This window comes from Winogradskyella litorisediminis, assembly GCF_042675765.1.
In the GTDB taxonomy this organism is placed as follows: domain Bacteria; phylum Bacteroidota; class Bacteroidia; order Flavobacteriales; family Flavobacteriaceae; genus Winogradskyella; species Winogradskyella litorisediminis.
Genome location: NZ_JBHTJL010000009.1, coordinates 534,955 through 552,309, shown reverse-complemented (window position 1 = coordinate 552,309; position 17,355 = coordinate 534,955). Strand labels below are relative to the sequence as shown.

General features: G+C 34.6%; 16 protein-coding genes. All 16 read left to right on the top strand.

The genetic code is table 11. The annotated features are described in order from the left end of the window. Positions 1 to 67: 67 nt before the first annotated feature. The 16 genes from ACFQ1Q_RS04735 to ACFQ1Q_RS04660 all read left to right on the top strand — a co-directional run bounded on the left by ACFQ1Q_RS04735 (position 68) and on the right by ACFQ1Q_RS04660 (position 17,349). On the top strand, positions 68 to 400 hold the full coding sequence (locus tag ACFQ1Q_RS04735; RefSeq protein WP_386130158.1) for a PadR family transcriptional regulator: 333 nt from the start codon (positions 68 to 70) through the stop codon (positions 398 to 400). Between the two features lie 2 nt (positions 401 to 402). Beyond that, positions 403 to 1,125, top strand: coding sequence for a hypothetical protein (locus ACFQ1Q_RS04730; RefSeq protein WP_386128504.1), 723 nt, complete (start codon positions 403 to 405; stop codon positions 1,123 to 1,125). Further along, positions 1,122 to 1,811, top strand: coding sequence for a hypothetical protein (locus tag ACFQ1Q_RS04725; protein ID WP_386128502.1), 690 nt, complete (start codon positions 1,122 to 1,124; stop codon positions 1,809 to 1,811). The genes ACFQ1Q_RS04730 and ACFQ1Q_RS04725 overlap by 4 nt, the downstream gene beginning before the upstream one ends. A 45-nt stretch (positions 1,812 to 1,856) precedes the next feature. Further along, the gene (locus tag ACFQ1Q_RS04720) at positions 1,857 to 3,338 is read left to right on the top strand and encodes a DUF5687 family protein (RefSeq protein WP_386128500.1); all 1,482 of its coding nucleotides are present in this window, start codon (positions 1,857 to 1,859) and stop codon (positions 3,336 to 3,338) included. 12 nt (positions 3,339 to 3,350) lie between these two features. Next, positions 3,351 to 4,076 (top strand): ABC transporter ATP-binding protein, encoded by a 726-nt coding sequence (locus tag ACFQ1Q_RS04715; RefSeq protein ID WP_386128498.1) that lies wholly within the window; start codon positions 3,351 to 3,353, stop codon positions 4,074 to 4,076. A gap of 218 nt (positions 4,077 to 4,294) precedes the next feature. Further along, complete coding sequence (porW, locus tag ACFQ1Q_RS04710; RefSeq protein ID WP_386128496.1) at positions 4,295 to 6,880, top strand: type IX secretion system periplasmic lipoprotein PorW/SprE; 2,586 nt, start codon at positions 4,295 to 4,297, stop codon at positions 6,878 to 6,880. Positions 6,881 to 6,892: 12 nt separating this feature from the next. Continuing rightward, positions 6,893 to 7,300, top strand: a complete 408-nt coding sequence (locus tag ACFQ1Q_RS04705) for a bactofilin family protein (RefSeq protein ID WP_386128494.1) — start codon at positions 6,893 to 6,895, stop codon at positions 7,298 to 7,300. Then, positions 7,260 to 7,493 carry an AtpZ/AtpI family protein gene (locus tag ACFQ1Q_RS04700; RefSeq protein ID WP_386128492.1) on the top strand — a complete coding sequence of 78 codons (234 nt, stop codon included), beginning with the start codon at positions 7,260 to 7,262 and terminating at the stop codon, positions 7,491 to 7,493. The genes ACFQ1Q_RS04705 and ACFQ1Q_RS04700 overlap by 41 nt, the downstream gene beginning before the upstream one ends. Then, complete coding sequence (locus tag ACFQ1Q_RS04695) at positions 7,486 to 7,884, top strand: DUF6168 family protein (RefSeq protein WP_386128490.1); 399 nt, start codon at positions 7,486 to 7,488, stop codon at positions 7,882 to 7,884. Before ACFQ1Q_RS04700 ends, ACFQ1Q_RS04695 begins: the two co-directional genes overlap by 8 nt. 83 nt (positions 7,885 to 7,967) lie before the next feature. Then, positions 7,968 to 9,146: a F0F1 ATP synthase subunit A gene (atpB, locus tag ACFQ1Q_RS04690; RefSeq protein ID WP_386128488.1), complete on the top strand. Its 1,179-nt coding sequence runs from the start codon at positions 7,968 to 7,970 to the stop codon at positions 9,144 to 9,146. Positions 9,147 to 9,184: 38 nt separating this feature from the next. Further along, positions 9,185 to 9,373, top strand: a complete 189-nt coding sequence (gene atpE, locus ACFQ1Q_RS04685; RefSeq protein ID WP_013993139.1) for an ATP synthase F0 subunit C — start codon at positions 9,185 to 9,187, stop codon at positions 9,371 to 9,373. Positions 9,374 to 9,469: 96 nt separating this feature from the next. Continuing rightward, positions 9,470 to 9,970 carry a F0F1 ATP synthase subunit B gene (locus ACFQ1Q_RS04680; protein WP_386128485.1) on the top strand — a complete coding sequence of 167 codons (501 nt, stop codon included), beginning with the start codon at positions 9,470 to 9,472 and terminating at the stop codon, positions 9,968 to 9,970. Between the two features lie 57 nt (positions 9,971 to 10,027). Further along, positions 10,028 to 10,558 carry an ATP synthase F1 subunit delta gene (gene atpH / locus ACFQ1Q_RS04675; RefSeq protein ID WP_386128483.1) on the top strand — a complete coding sequence of 177 codons (531 nt, stop codon included), beginning with the start codon at positions 10,028 to 10,030 and terminating at the stop codon, positions 10,556 to 10,558. A gap of 43 nt (positions 10,559 to 10,601) precedes the next feature. Next, a complete protein-coding gene (gene atpA / locus ACFQ1Q_RS04670) occupies positions 10,602 to 12,182 on the top strand; it encodes a F0F1 ATP synthase subunit alpha (protein ID WP_386128481.1) in 1,581 nt (526 codons plus the stop codon). Between the two features lie 66 nt (positions 12,183 to 12,248). Then, positions 12,249 to 13,109, top strand: coding sequence for an ATP synthase F1 subunit gamma (atpG, locus tag ACFQ1Q_RS04665; RefSeq protein ID WP_386128479.1), 861 nt, complete (start codon positions 12,249 to 12,251; stop codon positions 13,107 to 13,109). Between the two features lie 211 nt (positions 13,110 to 13,320). Then, the gene (locus ACFQ1Q_RS04660) at positions 13,321 to 17,349 is read left to right on the top strand and encodes a thrombospondin type 3 repeat-containing protein (RefSeq protein ID WP_386128477.1); all 4,029 of its coding nucleotides are present in this window, start codon (positions 13,321 to 13,323) and stop codon (positions 17,347 to 17,349) included. The last annotated feature ends 6 nt before the right edge of the window (positions 17,350 to 17,355 follow it).

Sequence of the window (17,355 nt, the reverse complement as noted above, 5' to 3'; positions counted from 1 at the left end):
TTAAAATTTTCTTAAAAAACGAATGCCTAAGAAACTTATACATAAGAAAATTATGTATATTTGCGGTATGAGTAATTCAAAATTATACAAAGGCAGTTTAACGACTATTATTCTGAAGTTATTAAACGAAAACAACAGAATGTACGGTTACGAAATTACACAAAAGGTAAAAGCGTTAACCAAAGGCGAACTTAAAATTACCGAAGGCGCATTGTATCCCGCATTGCACAAACTTGAGGCCGAAGGTTTATTAGATGTTGAGGTTGCCAAAGTAGATAACCGTTTACGCAAGTATTACAAATTAACCGAAAACGGAACCAAAGAAACTTTAAACAAATTGGAAGAATTAGCAGAGTATATTAAAACCATGCAAGCATTGGTAAATCCTAAATTGGCTTAAGAATGAAACTCACCAAAGAAGAAATAAAATTCATCGATAATTACCTTATAAAAAACGAGGTAAAGTTTTGGGATGTGCGTTTAGAATTGCTCGACCATATTGTCTCAGCAGTTGAAGATAAAATTGAAAACGAAGGTATTTCATTTAATGAGGCGTTGTTGGATGTGCATTACAGTTTTGGTAATCAACCAAACCGATTCGAGAGACCAAAAGATAAAATTTTCACTAAAGGCTTATATGGAAACACAAAAGGTTTTAAAGAATTTACAAGACAAAAACAAAAAGCTTTAGGTAGTAAACAGCGTAAACTGTATTGGCGCACGTTTCCTTCTTATCTAATAACCTCAAGATGTATTATTGAACTTGTTGCTGTCGTTCTAACAATTTTTACAATATTTCAATTCCACCAAAAAACAGCTTTTATTGTGGCGATGATATTAAGCTTGTTACCAGAGTTTTTAAAGATATTTCCAGGTGTTTTTCGTAAAGCGAGCAAGCATTCCTTACGCGCACAAATGGCATTTAATATTAGCGCTTTATTTATGTCGCTAAACTATTTTTGGCTAGCTGGTTTTAATGAAATATTTGAAGACCAACAACCAAAGCCTTATATCTATGGTATTATTTTTTACCTCGTACTTTTTGTTTTTTTACGACATGGCTATAATGTGTACAAACAAATTATGACAGAAAATAATTACGAATATAAATCAATGATTGCATGACTTTAAGTAAATCTCAAATACAAGATTTATACGCTTTTACGCGTGCGCATTTCGTGGAGCATTACGATTTACAAACAGAACTTGTAGACCATTTGGCAAACGATATTGAGGACATGTGGATGCAAAACCCAAGACTTTCTTTTGAAGAAGCTAGAGAAAAGGCCTTTAAAAAATTCGGGGTATTTGGTTTTATGGAGCCAATTGAACAAAAGGCTAAAGCGATGAACAGAAGGTATCTAAAATACCTATGGACAGAGCTTAAAGAATGGTTTACTTTGCCAAAACTAATGGCAACAGTACTATTATTTTTAATATTTTATTTTTCTTTTTCCTCGAGTATTGCGAGCTATTTTATGTTGGGTTTCTATTTGTTAATTGCAGTCTGGTCTTTTTATAAAAGCATTCAGCTTAATAGACAATTTAGAAGGCGAAAAGAAATTTCTGATAAAAAGTGGATGCTAGAAGAAATGATATTTAAACAAGCAGGGTTTTCAAGATTACTTTTATTATCTCAATTGCCAACTTGGTATAATATCTCAGGAAAATTGTTTTCTAATTTTTACTTTATTATCGGTTTTTCTGTATTTACAACTTTATTTTTTCTTTGGATGTATATAAGTTTAGAGATTATACCTCAAAAAGCCGAAGAACTTCTCAACGAAACCTATCCAGAATTTTCTTTGTAACAAATTGTAGTATCTTGCTACTAACGTTTTATAACTAACCCAACTATGATAAAACATTTTTTAAACTTAGAGTGGAAACAATATTTCCGTTCGGCATATTGGCAAAAAAATATTGCACTCAATATTCTTTTGGTGTTTTTTGCCTTGTATTTTATGGTCATTTTTGTGGCTGGTGGAATAGGACTTTATTTTGGATTAGAAGAATTATATCCAGACCAAGACAAGTTAGAAATTGTAAATAAGTACATTTTTTATTGGTTTTTGGGGGATTTACTTCTGCGATTTTTTATGCAGAAATTACCAGTAATGAGCGTAAAACCCCTATTAACTTTACCTGTTAAGCGAAGCACAGTCGTTAATTTTGTATTAGGAAAATCGGCATTTTCATTTTTTAATTTTTTACCTCTATTTTTTATAATACCATTTGCAATTACCTTATCACTAAATGGTTACGAAGATACAACTGCAATATTATTCTGGATTTTAACGGTAATTCTCATTACGTTTATTTCTAACTTTTTAAACTTTATTATCGAAGCTTATTCGGCCGAATTAACCGTTCCACTTTTACCACTTTTAATAGTTGCTGGCGGTTTATATGGATTAGATTATTTTGGTGTCATTTCTTTTACAGAAATAATCGGAAACAGTGTTACTGCGATAATCAGAAATCCAATATTTGTTGTCGTTCCCGCAGCAGTTTTGGGATTACTCTACACCGTAAACTTTAAGCTACTTAAGCAAAAATTATATTTGGATGCGTCACTTAAGTCTAAAGTAAAAGAAGTCAATGCTTCAGATTTATCGTGGACAAAACGTTTCGGTGATATTGCGCCATTTATGCAACTCGATTTAAAACTCATTTGGCGAAACAAACGCACAAAATCTATGGCGTTTTTAATGGTCATTGGCTTGCTTTACGGATTATTCTTTTATCCTCAGCCTGTTTACAAAGACATGACGTTTATGTTCGCTTTTATTGGAATTTTCTCTACAGGATTTTTCCTCATTAACTTTGGTCAATTTATTCCAGCTTGGGATAGTGGTTATTACAAAATGTTGATGAGCCAGAATATAAAGTACGAACAGTATTTACGTTCTAAATTCATCCTTATGGTGATGAGTGTGGTTATTATGTTTGTGCTAGGTATTCCGTATGTGTATTTTGGCTATAAAATTCTAATCGCGCATGCTGCTGCTGCGGTTTACAATATTGGTGTAAACACGCATGTGATAATGTGGGGCGGAAGTTTTAACCGTAAAAAGATTGATCTCGACAAAAAAGCAGCCTTCAACTATCAAGGCACTGGTGCCGTTCAATGGCTAATTGGTATTCCGCTAATGTTGGTGCCAATGGCAATTTTTGGATTGTTAGACTGGCTTATTGGTTTTGAAGTTGCAGTCGCTGTCCTCGTTGCTGCTGGCGGACTTGGCATTTTACTGCACAAAAAATTAATGAAAGCTATTACCCAAAAATATCTCGATTCTAAATACAAAATGATTGCCGCATTTGGCAAAGACTCTTAATACAACTCAACCATGATACATACTCAAGACTTATCAAAATCATATAACGGCGTTCAAGTTTTAAAAATCGACGAACTCACCATTCCAAAAGGTCAAAGTTTTGGCTTGGTAGGTAACAACGGTGCAGGAAAAACAACATATTTTAGTTTACTTCTAGACTTAATTAATCCAACCACAGGAACCATAAAAAACAAAGATATTGTTGTTTCGCAAAGCGAAGATTGGAAACCGTTTACCTCGGCTTTTATAGACGAAACTTTTTTAATTGGCTATTTAACACCAGAAGAATATTTCTATTTTATTGGCGATTTAAGAGGACAAAACAAGGCCGATGTTGATAAATTGACTGCTAAATTTGAAGACTTTTTTAATGGCGAAATCATTGGGAAGAAAAAATACCTGCGCGACCTTAGTAAAGGTAACCAGAAAAAAGCAGGAATTGTTGCCGCATTAATCGGGAATCCTGAAGTAATTATCTTGGATGAACCTTTTGCCAACCTTGACCCAACAACGCAAATTCGTTTAAAGCAAATTCTGAAGGATTTAGCTGAAAAACAAGGCGTCACCGTTTTGGTATCGAGCCACGATTTAATGCACGTTACAGACGTTTGCGAGCGTATCGTTGTTCTAGAAAAAGGCGAACTTATTAAAGACCTCGAAACAAATCCAGCAACCTTAAAAGAACTCGAAGCTCACTTTGCAAAAAGCGCGGTTTCTGTTTCTGATGAGGAAGAGTAGGTTTTAAATCATAATTTTACTTAAAACCTAGACTCTAAGTCTAGGTTTTTTTATTTCTAGAATTAATCTTCTAGCATTAAGTCATTCGACAGAAAAAACAATCAACAGATTCAATTCAACTACAAATTCAACCCAATATTCAAAAAGATGTTTATTTTTACGACTTAAGATAACAATAACGCATGTTTTTTGTTATGGGTTCATAAAAATTCAATCTTTTGAAAAACTATATAAATGCTTCAGTATTAATTCTTTTAATTGCGGTAGTTTCCCAAAGCTGTTCGCGTAAGAAAGATACTTTTATTAATAGAGCTTGGCATTCTGTTGGTACGGAATACAATATTCTTTATAATGGTGAAATTGCTTTACAACAAGGTTTAGAATCTGTAAACAATGCCTATACCGAAAACTTTTGGGAACTTTTACCAGTAGAGCGTTTTGAAGCCAAAACCGATGAGGTGCGTTTAGGTAACGAAGCCGAAAATAGCGACTTTGAACGTGCCGAAGAAAAGGCAGCAAAAGCGATACAACGACATAGTATGACTATCAATGGAAAAGAAAAAAATCCGCAGATAGACGAAGCCTATTTACTATTAGGAAAATCTAGATATTACGACCAGCGTTTCGTGCCGGCATTAGCGGCTTTTAACAATATTCTCAATAAATATCCAACGAGTGATAAAATAAACCAGGTCAAAGTTTGGAGAGAAAAAACAAATTTACGCCTCGGAAGTCCTGAGTTAGCAATCAAAAACCTAAAACGTCACTTGCGTGTTGAGGAAGTTGAGGGTCAAGATTTAGCAGATATTTCTGCAGTATTGGCAGATGCGTATTTGGCAATCAAAGAGAAAGATTCTGCTTTAAGATATATCGATACGGCTGCAGTTGCCACAAAAATCAATGCCCAAAAAGCGCGTTATAATTTTATTAAAGGGCAACTCTATAATGAGTTTGGAAAAACCGATAGTGCTAACATGGCTTTTGATGAAATTATAGACATGCATCGAAAAATTCCACGAGCATTTTATATTAATGCACATTTGGCAAAGTCAGATAATTTTGATGCTGAAACGGGCAACAAAGTAGAGTTTTTAGAGTATCTCACAGATATGGAAGAAAATCGTGAAAATCGTCCATTTTTAGATAAAATCTATAACAGAATTGCACGTTTTCATCAATCGCAATCTCGTGATAGTTTGGCAGAAGTGTATTACAACAAGTCATTAGCTTCAAACAAAAAATTGAACAACGATAATGTGTTGTCTGCAAAAAATTACCTTATCCTTGGTGATATGTATTTTGACCGTACAGAATATAAAACTGCTGGCGCTTACTACGATAGTACCTTAACCAATATGGTTGAAAAAACAAAACCATATCGGGTAGTTGCTAAAAAACGTAAAAATCTTGACGACGTTATTCTATACGAAGGCATTGCTAGAAGTACAGATAGTATTTTAGGTCTTATAAAAATGCCGAAGGATGAACAGGTTGCTTTTTTTAATAATTATATAAAAGAATTAAAGATAAAAGACTCTTTACAAGCTGAAGTTTTAAAAAACAAAACACAAGGCAAAGCTAGTAATAGTAAATTAGGTGGTTTTGCTGGTCAGTCTCAGCGTCAAGCCAATTTACCAGGTTTACCACAAAGTTCTGGTGATGGCGATTTTTATTTTTACAATCCAACAACGGTTGAATATGGTAAATTAGAATTCTTCAAACTTTGGGGAGAACGCTTACCGACAGACAATTGGCGATTATCGAGCAGCAGAAAAAACCTAGCAACTGAAGCTATTAAGACTAAAGGCGGAAATGAAGTTGTAACACAATTAGAACTATACGAACCAGAATTTTATATATCAAAACTACCAACAACCCAAATAGAAATAGACAGTATTGCTAAAGAACGCAACTTTGCATACTATCAATTAGGTTTAATTTATAAGGAAAACTTTAAAGAATATCAGCTCGCAAAAAGCAAGCTAGAGGATTTGTTAGAGAGTAATCCTGAAGAGCGATTAATCATTCCTGCAAAATACAATTTGGTTAAAATTTACGAGTTATTGGGCTGGCAAGATGAATATGAAATAGCAAAAAACAAGTTAATTGCAGATCACCCAGAATCTAGATATGCGGAGATTTTACGCAATCCAAATTCGCAATTAGCAAAAGATGAAAATGACCCACAGAACGTTTACGAGAAACTTTACAAACAGTTCGAAAACCAAGAATATGTTTCAGTCGTAGCGCAAGCAGAAGAAAACATCAAACGTTTTGAAGGTGATGGTTTTGTGCCAAAATTTGAGATTTTAAAAGCTTCAGCAATTGGTCGTCTTCAAGGTGTCGACGCTTATAAAGACGCTGTAAACTATGTAGCATTAACCTATCCGAATTCAGAAGAAGGAAAGCGTGCCAAGGAAATTTTAGACAATGCGATTCCGCTAATGCAAAACAAAGAATTTTTCCCTGATGATGAAGGTGACTCGTTTCATGTGGTGTATCAGTTCAACAGTTCAGATAAAGAAGGTATAAAAAGCTTTAATGAAGAATTAGGTAAAATGCTTGAAATTCTTCCTTATAAAAACTTAACACTTTCAACAGATGTTTATGATGCAGACACTACCTTTGTTGTGGTTCACGGTTTAAAATATATTACATCGGCTTTAGGTTTTGGACCAACACTTCAAGATTATAAAAAGAAAGGCACTAAAGGCATTACTAAAAAATATATAACTATTTCGTCTGCAAACTATGCTATAGTGCAGCGTCATAAAAATTTAACTGAGTACATTAACCCTGAATAATTCCCTAAAATTATGCGCTCCGACAAAAAAAGAACAAATACCGAAAACACAAGTCAGCAAAACATTATTGCGCATGGTACTAAAATAGTAGGTGATATTGAAAGCAAAGGTGCTTTTAGAATCGACGGTTCTATTGAAGGAAACGTTACTACAGAAGGTAAAGTAGTAATTGGCAAGTCTGGAAGCATTACAGGAACATTAAAAGCCGTTAATGTTGATGTGGAAGGAAAATTCTCCGGAAATCTTATTTTAAAAGGCACATTGTCATTAAAATCTTCAGCGCAGATAGATGGTGATGTACAAGTTAATAAACTAGCTGTTGAACCTGGCGCTACCTTTAATGCCACGTGTACAATGGGCGCAGTTAAAACCTTAGGAAATGAGTCTGGAGCAAAAACCAAAGAAGAGCAAATCGCCTAATAAATATCTTAGATTTACAGGTATAGCTTTTCAAATGGGTGGCACTATTTTACTTGGAAATTATTTTGGAAAATGGCTAGATGAAAAATATGCAACAGATTATTGGGAGCAAGTTGTAACGTTATTTTCCGTATTTGTAGCAATGTACTTAATTATTGCACAGGTGATTAAACTTTCAAAAGACGATGATTAAATCTTTACTCGTTTATATGGTGTCCTTTGCGGCACTTTTTTTTGCAGTTTTACATACACAACATTGGTTTATAGAATCATATAGCTCAAATATTAGATTTAATTATTATGACACCAATTTGTTTTTTGCAGTAGCCTCTGCTCTCATTTGCATTCATCTAAAATTGTTTTCTATTTTAAAAGCACTACAACCGCAATTAGGTTACATTTATTTACCAACTTTATTTATTAAAGGTGCTTTATTTTTTTTTGGATTTAGAGACACTGTTTTTTCGTTAGGTAATCTCAATATTTCGGAGCGTTTGTGCCTATTAATTTCTCTACTTGTTTTCTTAGTTTTAGAAGTGATTTTTGTTATTAAAATTCTGAAAGAAAACAACCCTGAAATTTAGCATTAAAAAAGATATTGTTTTTTTAATAAAAAGCGTACTTTTGCACCGAATTTGAAAAGAGTGATTTTTTAGAAGTTCTAACAATGAAGATATTTCAACAAAATTTTAAATGTTTAGCACTTACGCTTTTAATGACTTTGCCAACACTAATGTTTGCAAATAAAATAGAAGGTGGTGAAGGCGAAGTAGATACAAAACAAGAGATTGAATCTTACATCTTGCATCATATTCAAGATTCTCACGACTTCTCATTGTTTTCTTACACAAATGATGCTGGTGAACGTAAGCATGTTGGTTTTCCGTTACCAGTAATTCTTTGGACTTCTGAAGGTTTAGTAACTTTTATGTCTTCAGAATTTCACCATAACGATGACGGTTCTGTGATTGTTGAAAAGAAAGGTTTAAAGTTTGCAAAAATCCATTCTAAAATCTATGAATTAGAAACAGGAGCAACCGCTGTTAATTTTGACGATGATAAACACGCAACAAACGGACACAAAGTCTTAGATTTTTCAATCACAAAAAGTGCTTTTGGTCTTTTAGTTATTGGTCTATTATTATTATTTTGGTTTTCAAGTTTAGCAAGACAATATAAAAAGAAGCAAATTCCGACTGGTTTTGGTCGAGTGTTAGAACCACTTGTGATCTATGTAAGAGACGAAATTGCAAAACCAAATATTGGCGAAAGACATTATAGAAGATTTACAGGATATCTATTAACGGTATTCTTTTTAATCTGGGTATTAAACTTGGCAGGTTTAACTCCTCTAGGATTTAACGTTACGGGTCAGTTAGCAGTGACAGCATGTTTGGCAATTTTTACATTAGTGATTTACACAGCGAGTGGAAATAAAGATTACTGGATGCACATTTTATGGATGCCAGGAGTTCCAATTTTAATTCGCCCTGTATTAGCTGTTATCGAATTGGCAGGTGCATTATTGATTAAGCCGTTTTCATTATTGGTGCGTTTATTTGCAAACATTTCTGCAGGTCACATCGTTGTGATGAGTTTAATAGCAATTATGTTTACACTTAAAGATACTTTAGGTACTGTTGGCGCAACAGGATTGTCTTTTGTATTGTCATTTTTTATAACATTAATTGAGGTTTTAGTGGCTTTCTTACAAGCGTATATCTTTACAATGCTTTCAGCATTATTTATTGGTATGGCTGTAGCGGACCACGACCATGACCATGAGCATGATGCGCATGGTAACGAAATCCCTGATGCAGAAGACGTCAGAGCAGATTTTATTTAAGTAAGAGTTTTTTTAATTTAACTATAAATATTTTAATTATGTACAATTTAATTGGAGCAGGTTTAATCGTAATCGGAGCAGGAATTGGTCTTGGTCAAATTGGTGGAAAAGCAATGGAAGGTATTGCTCGTCAGCCAGAAGCAACAGGGAAAATTCAAACTGCGATGATTATCATTGCTGCCTTATTAGAAGGTTTAGCATTCGGTGCTTTATTCTTAGGAAAATAAGAACTGAATCAGATTACAAAACATTTTCCTGTAACGGTTGGTTGCAGGAAATGTTTTCAAATTAAAAAAAAGACAAACACTAAATAAGTTTATATAATGGATAAGTTATTAAACGATTTTTCACCTGGGTTATTTGTTGTTTCTACGATTTTATTGTTAGCGTTAATTGCTTTAATGGTAAAGTTTGCATGGAAACCAATTCTTACTTCACTTAACGAAAGAGAAGAAGGTATTCAAGGTGCATTAGACGCTGCTGAAAATGCGAAGAAAGAGATGGAAAATCTTCAAGCAGATAACCAAAAGTTATTACAAGAAGCACGTTTAGAAAGAGAAGCAATGCTTAAAGAAGCGCGTGAGCTTAAAGCAAAGATGATTGCAGATGCTGAGACTGAAGCACAATCTCAAGCTAGTAAAATTATTGAGCAAGCACAAGCGGCAATTGCTAGCGAGAAAAAAGCGGCTATGGCAGAATTAAAAAGTCATGTTGCAGGCCTTTCAATTGATATTGCAGAAAAAGTAGTGCGTAAAGAGTTAGCAAGTAAAGACAGCCAAGAAAAATTGGTTGAAGAAATGTTAACTGAAGCAACACTTAACTAAGAAAAAATTATAACATCTGGTGGCTGAGCTAAGTCGAAGTCACAACACGTTAGGAATATGAACAGAGCAGCCATAAGATACGCAAAAGCAGTTTTAAGCTTAGCACAAGACCAAAAGGCAGAAGAAGCAGTTAACGCAGATATGAAATCTATTGTTAATGCTATTTCTCAAAGTGAGGACTTGCATCAAATGCTTCAAAGTCCTGTTGTAAGGTCTTCAGATAAAAAAGCAGTATTGCTATCTGTTTTTTCAGATGCTAACACTACTACTAATAATCTCATAGATACATTAATTTCTAATAAGAGATTGGCACTTTTAAATGATGTTGCTTCAAGTTATGTAAGCTTATATGACCAATTAAGAGGTAGTCAAGTTGCAAAAGTAACAACAGCTGTGGCTTTAACTTCAGAGCTTAAAATTAAAGTTCTAGCTAAAGTCAAAGAGCTCACAGGAAAAGACGCAGAATTAGAAAATATTATAGATGAAAGCATCATTGGTGGTTTCATATTAAGAGTTGGTGATATTCAGTACAACGCAAGTATTGCAAACAAACTCGATAAATTAAAAAGAGAATTTACATTAAATTAGAATAATTCAGAATTCAGAATTTTGAATTCAAAATTTATAAAAGATGGCAGAAGTAAAACCAGCTGAGATATCAGCAATCTTAAAACAACAACTTTCAGGTTTTGAAGCGGGCGCTTCATTAGATGAAGTAGGAACAGTATTAACTGTAGGTGATGGTATTGTACGTGCTTACGGATTAGCTAACGCTGAGTATGGCGAATTAGTTGAATTCGATGGTGGTGCAGAAGGAATTGTACTTAACCTTGAAGAAGATAACGTTGGTATCGTACTTTTAGGTGCTTCAACAGGCGTTAAAGAAGGTTCAACCGTAAAGCGTACGTCTCGTATTGCCTCAGTAAAAGTAGGTGAAGGAATTGTAGGTCGTGTAGTTGATACTTTGGGTAACCCAATTGATGGTAAAGGACCAATTGCTGGAGATACTTATGAAATGCCATTAGAGCGTAAAGCGCCTGGTGTAATATACAGAGAGCCAGTTACAGAACCAATGCAAACTGGTATTAAAGCGATTGATGCCATGATTCCTGTTGGTCGTGGTCAACGTGAGTTGGTAATTGGTGACCGTCAGACTGGTAAGACTACGGTTTGTATTGATACCATCTTAAATCAAAAAGAATTTTATGATGCAGGTGAGCCTGTATATTGTATATATGTTGCAGTTGGGCAAAAAGCATCAACAGTAGCAAATATTGCTAAGACTTTAGAAGAAAGAGGCGCATTAGCCTACACAACTATTGTTGCAGCAAACGCATCTGACCCAGCAGCAATGCAGGTTTATGCACCAATGACTGGAGCATCTATCGGAGAATATTTCCGTGATACTGGTCGTCCAGCATTAATTATTTACGATGATTTATCAAAGCAAGCCGTTGCATACCGTGAGGTGTCATTATTATTACGTCGTCCTCCAGGACGTGAGGCGTATCCAGGTGACGTTTTCTACCTACACTCAAGATTATTAGAGCGTTCTGCGAAAATCATTAATGATGATGCTATTGCAAAAGAAATGAACGATTTACCAGACTCATTAAAGCCGATGGTAAAAGGTGGTGGTTCTTTAACAGCCTTACCAATTATCGAAACTCAAGCTGGTGATGTATCTGCTTATATTCCAACAAACGTAATTTCTATTACAGACGGACAGATTTTCTTAGACGGAGATTTATTTAACTCTGGTGTACGTCCAGCAATTAACGTAGGTATCTCTGTATCTCGTGTTGGTGGTAATGCACAGATTAAATCAATGAAAAAAGTATCTGGTACTTTAAAATTAGACCAAGCGCAATTCCGTGAATTAGAAGCGTTTGCTAAGTTTGGTTCAGATTTAGATGCATCAACATTAAACGTAATCGAAAAAGGTAAGCGTAATGTTGAAATCTTAAAGCAAGCACAAAACGATCCATTTACAGTTGAAGACCAAGTAGCAATTATTTACGCTGGTTCTAAAAACTTATTAAGAGATGTGCCTGTGAATAAGGTGAAAGAATTCGAAAGAGATTATATCGAATTCCTAAACGCAAAGCACAATGATACTTTAGATACATTAAAAGCTGGCAAATTAACAGATGAGGTTATTGATACTTTAACAAGTGTAGCAAAAGACTTATCTGGAAAATATAGAGCATAAAACAAGTACCAAGTATAAAGCGTAAAGTAATTTTTACTTTGTGCTAAACACTTAATACTAATTGAGATGGCAAACTTAAAAGAAATACGTAACAGAATATCATCAGTGTCTTCAACGATGCAGATTACCAGTGCTATGAAAATGGTATCCGCTGCTAAGTTGAAAAAAGCACAAGATGCTATTACGGCAATGCGTCCATACTCTAATAAATTAACTGAACTTTTACAAAGTTTAAGTGCAACGTTAGATGCAGATTCTGGAAGTAAATTTGCTGAGCAGCGCGAAGTTAAGAATGTTTTAATTGTAGCTATAACTTCCAATAGAGGATTGTGTGGAGCATTTAATTCAAACATTATTAAGCAGACAAATTTTTTAATTAATGATGTTTACGCCGGAAAAAATGTATCAATTTTAGCTATCGGAAAAAAGGCAAATGATGCTTTTGCTAAGCAAGACAAAGTTATTGCAAACAAAAGTGAAGTTTTTGACAATTTAACTTTTGACAACGTTTCAGAAATAGCAGAGATGCTAATGGAAAAATTTACTGAAGGTGAATTTGATAAGATTGATATCGTTTACAACAGCTTCAAAAACGCAGCGACGCAAATTGTTATGACAGAACAATTTTTACCGATTGTTCCTGTAGAAACAGACGAAAATGTAAATTTAGATTACATCTTTGAGCCGTCAAAAGAAGAAATAGTAGAAACATTAATCCCAAAGTCGCTAAAAACCCAACTTTACAAGGGAATTAGAGACTCTTTTGCTTCTGAACATGGCGCGCGTATGACAGCAATGCACAAAGCTACTGATAACGCAACAGAACTTAGAGACCAATTAAAGCTTACTTATAACAAAGCGAGACAAGCTGCTATTACCAATGAAATATTAGAAATTGTTGGTGGAGCAGAAGCATTAAATAATTAAGAAAAGTTTTTTTTAAGAAAATTGTAAACCTCACTTTTAAAGTGAGGTTTTTTTATCCGTTTAATCTTAATTAATAAATGCTAATGATTATTAAGGAATAATTATTTTTTCGTGTAATCAAATGAGATTTTATTCGACTATTTAAGAATATTTTAATGATGTTTTTAATATTTAATAAAATATAAGATATTTGAAAACCAAAATTCGCGAAATGAAAAAGAAACTCTTCCTAGGTTCAATTATTTTGATTGGATTAGCATTAGCTTTTACCATACTTACCAACCAAAAATTTATTAGTTCCAAGGAACTGACAAACGATGACATTGTAAATCTTCATAAGAAACATTTAGAAAACAGTCCGTTTAAAGAAACGCTAAAGCTATCAAAATCAGAGCGTAAAGCTTTGGGAATACCACCAGACAGATATTACGAAGAGGAATACCAATTAACAATGAATCCAATTCTAGGCCGACCAACTCCAGAAAACTTGGAAGTTGTTCGTGAACAAATACAAGCTAGGCTAGCGCAACGTGTTCCTGGTGATGGGATAGAAGCCGATTGGGAATCTCGTGGTCCTGATAATGTTGGTGGCAGAACAAGAGGTTTAATGTTTGACCCAAATGATACTTCTAATAAAACGGTCTTTGCTGGTGGTGTTAGTGGTGGACTTTGGAAAAACACAGACATTACAGATGCAAATACAGTTTGGCAACGTGTAGATTTGCCAGACCATCTTAATGTATCGGTAATTGTTGCTGATCCAAACGACTTTAATATCTTTTATTTAGGTACAGGAGAATCTTACACAAACGGTGATGTCAGTGGTGATGGTGTTTGGCAATCATTAGATCGCGGTAATACATGGAATAGAATTTTAGGAGGTGTAACTGGTCCAGCAGAATTTCAATCTGCATCAGATATTACAGTTTCTGCTCCAGCTAGTATAGCAGCCGATTATAATTCTCGAGAGTCTACTAATTTTGGTTCACAAGCAACCTCTGTAGTATCAGGAGATTTCATTCTTGCAAACGACACTGCTTCTGCGACGCCGTCAGAAGGTTGTGCTAGTTTTGGAGGTGACGCAACTGGAAAAATTGCAATTATTAGACGCGGAAACTGTCCGTTTGTAGATAAAGTAAGAAATGCCCAGAACGCCGGAGCAATTGCTGCAATTGTAGTAAATAATGTTGGAGGCGCACCTATAGATATGGGTGGTACCGATGCCTCTATTACAATCCCAGCAGTAATGATTTCTCAAACTGATGGAAACACTATAATCAACGCCATACAAACAGGTACTGTAACAGGTTCTGTAAACCCAGCTATGGGTGATTTTACAGGCACACTAGTTCCAGGAATTCAGCATATTAATGATATAAAAATTAAAAATAATAATGGTGTGTCAGAAGTTTATGTAGCAGCTGGAGATGCCTTTTATGGCGATGCAAATACTGCTACTTTTTTAGGTGGTACAGAGTTAGGAGTTTTTAAGACTGTAGACCAAGGTGTCACTTGGATAGAAACGAACTTACCGCAAACGCCAAATGGAAATGATTACGAACCTAATGACATTGAAGTAAGCGCTGACGGAAAAATTTGGGTATCTACTATAGACAGTTCTATTTTTGGAAATGGTGGTGGTACGATTTTATCATCATCCGATGGTGAAAATTTTGAAGTAATTTATAATGTTCCCAATACAGACAGAACACAAATCGCGGTATCATCTCAAAATGCGGGTACAATTTATCTACTTGGTGAAATTCCTGGAGGAGTTATTATGCAAGGAACTACAGATGGGTTTCAAAACAATATTTTCGATTTGGAGCTACCAAATGATGCGGACAACGGCATCCCAGCAAACGATTTTACGCGAGGCCAAGCTTTCTACGATTTATTACTTGAAGTAGACCCTACCGATGATCAAACTTTATATGCTGGAGGCATTGATTTATTTAAATCTGAAAATGGTGGAGAATTAGGTAACACAAATTCTTGGAGTCAAATTTCAAAATGGTCAAACAACAATAATTTGGCAAATTTAAATGTGCCTTTAGTTCATGCGGATCAACATGCTATGGCATTTGCGCCAAACGATTCAAATACTATAATTTACGGTAATGATGGCGGTGTATATTACACATCTCTTCTATTATTTGACATTGTACCTAGAAATAATGGTTTTATAACCTCTCAATTTTATACTGTTGGTGTAGCGCCAACAGGTGCATTTTCTGGTGACACAGACCACTTTATCGGCGGTTTGCAAGATAACGGAACACAATTATTTAATAATGTTGGTCCTGGCATTAACAGTTCAGTAAGTGCATTTGGAGGCGATGGTGCCGCAAGTTTTTTTGATCAAGATGGTAATGATCAGTATTACATAACTAATTTTGTTTTTAACAGAATAGTAAGGCTATTTGACCTCCAGACCAATCAAACAGTTGTTTTAAATAGTGAAGATTCAAGTAATGGTTCATTTATTAATCAGCAAGCTTTAGATTCTAATTTAGATATTTTATATTCGAATTACTCTTCTGGTGCAAATAACATAATAAGAAGATATTCTAATATAAGACAGACTTCTGAAGATGTCGTAAAAGACGACTTAAGTGATATTTTCAACTTTACAAGTCGTCCAACAGCAATGGAAGTTTCTCAATATACTACAACTTCTACTACATTATTGGTTGGAACCGTTTTAGGCGATATACTTAAAGTTGAAAATGCAGATACAACACCAGTTTGGACAAATATCGAATTAGATAATAATATAGTTGGAAGTATTTCTGATGTTCAATTTGGAGCAAATGAAAACGAAATTTTTGCTACAGTACACAACTACGGAGTTAATAATGTCTGGTACACGCCAGATGAAGGTTCAACTTGGACGCAAAAGGATGGAGACTTACCAGATTTACCAGTAAAAGCAATACTTCAAAATCCTTTAAATCCAGAAGAAGTAATTATAGGTACAGAACTTGGTATTTGGTTTACAACTAATTTTTCAGACGTCAATCCAAACTGGAACCCTGCTCAAGGAGGAATGCAAACCGTCAAAGTTACCGATATTGATTTAAGAGATGACAACGCAATATATATTTCAACTTATGGAAGAGGCGTTTTTTCAGGTCAATTTCTTGAAGACCCGACAGCAGATAACGACGGTGATGGTGTTTTTAATACCGTAGATAATTGCCCCAATACCCCAAATCCTCTTCAGACGGATTCTGATGGTAATGGAATTGGTGATGCTTGCCAAGACACCGATAATGATAGTATCCTAGATATTAACGACAATTGTCCAACGATAGCAAATCCCAATCAAGAAGATGCTGATGGAGACGGTATTGGCGATGTTTGTCAAGATGATGATAACGACGGAGTCATAAATGAAGATGACAATTGTCCTGATACTCCAAATCCAAATCAAGAAGATTTAAATAATAATGGTATTGGTGATATTTGTGATACTAGTTATGAAAATTCAAATAACATTACTCTTGAAATTATTTCAGAGCGATGTGAAAATCAAAATAATGGTGAAGTAAATGTAAATGTTTTACAAACCTTCGTTAACTATACAGTAACCTTGGTAGGTAATGGCATAAATCTTACTCAGACTATTGCTGGCGTAAATAATAATACTAGATTTTTAGATGTTGCCGTGGGAGCATATACGGTTTGTGTGAATGTAGATGGTCGAGATTATCAACAATGTTTTGAGATTAACATAGATGCAGCTCCAGCACTTGGTGCTGTGTTTAGCGTAGCTAATGAAAATGGTGGAAGCTCAGATACTCAAAGTCTGAGAACCGCTGTAGATATTAATTCCGGTACAGCACCTTTTACAATAAAATTAAATGATGAAGTTGTACTAATTACCTCTGAAACTCAATTTAGTGTTGACACATCTTCTGGAGGTTTATTAGAGATAACATCTGCAATCGCTTGTGAAGGTAAGTTAAGCAGAACAATTGATTCTTCACTGCCATTAGAATTGACTTACGGACCAAATCCGGTAATCAATAACTTGAGAATTAATATTCCTGATGCTCCAGAAAATGGAGTTAATGTTCAGATATTTGATGTTCACGGAAAATTGGTGGCTAATCAAAATTACAATGTTCAAAACAGCGCATTTATTTCAGTGCCGTTTAACTCATTATCTCAAGGTGTTTACTTTGTGAAATTGGATTTAGAAAAAGCAGAAATGATTAAAATCATCAAAAAATAAATTAAT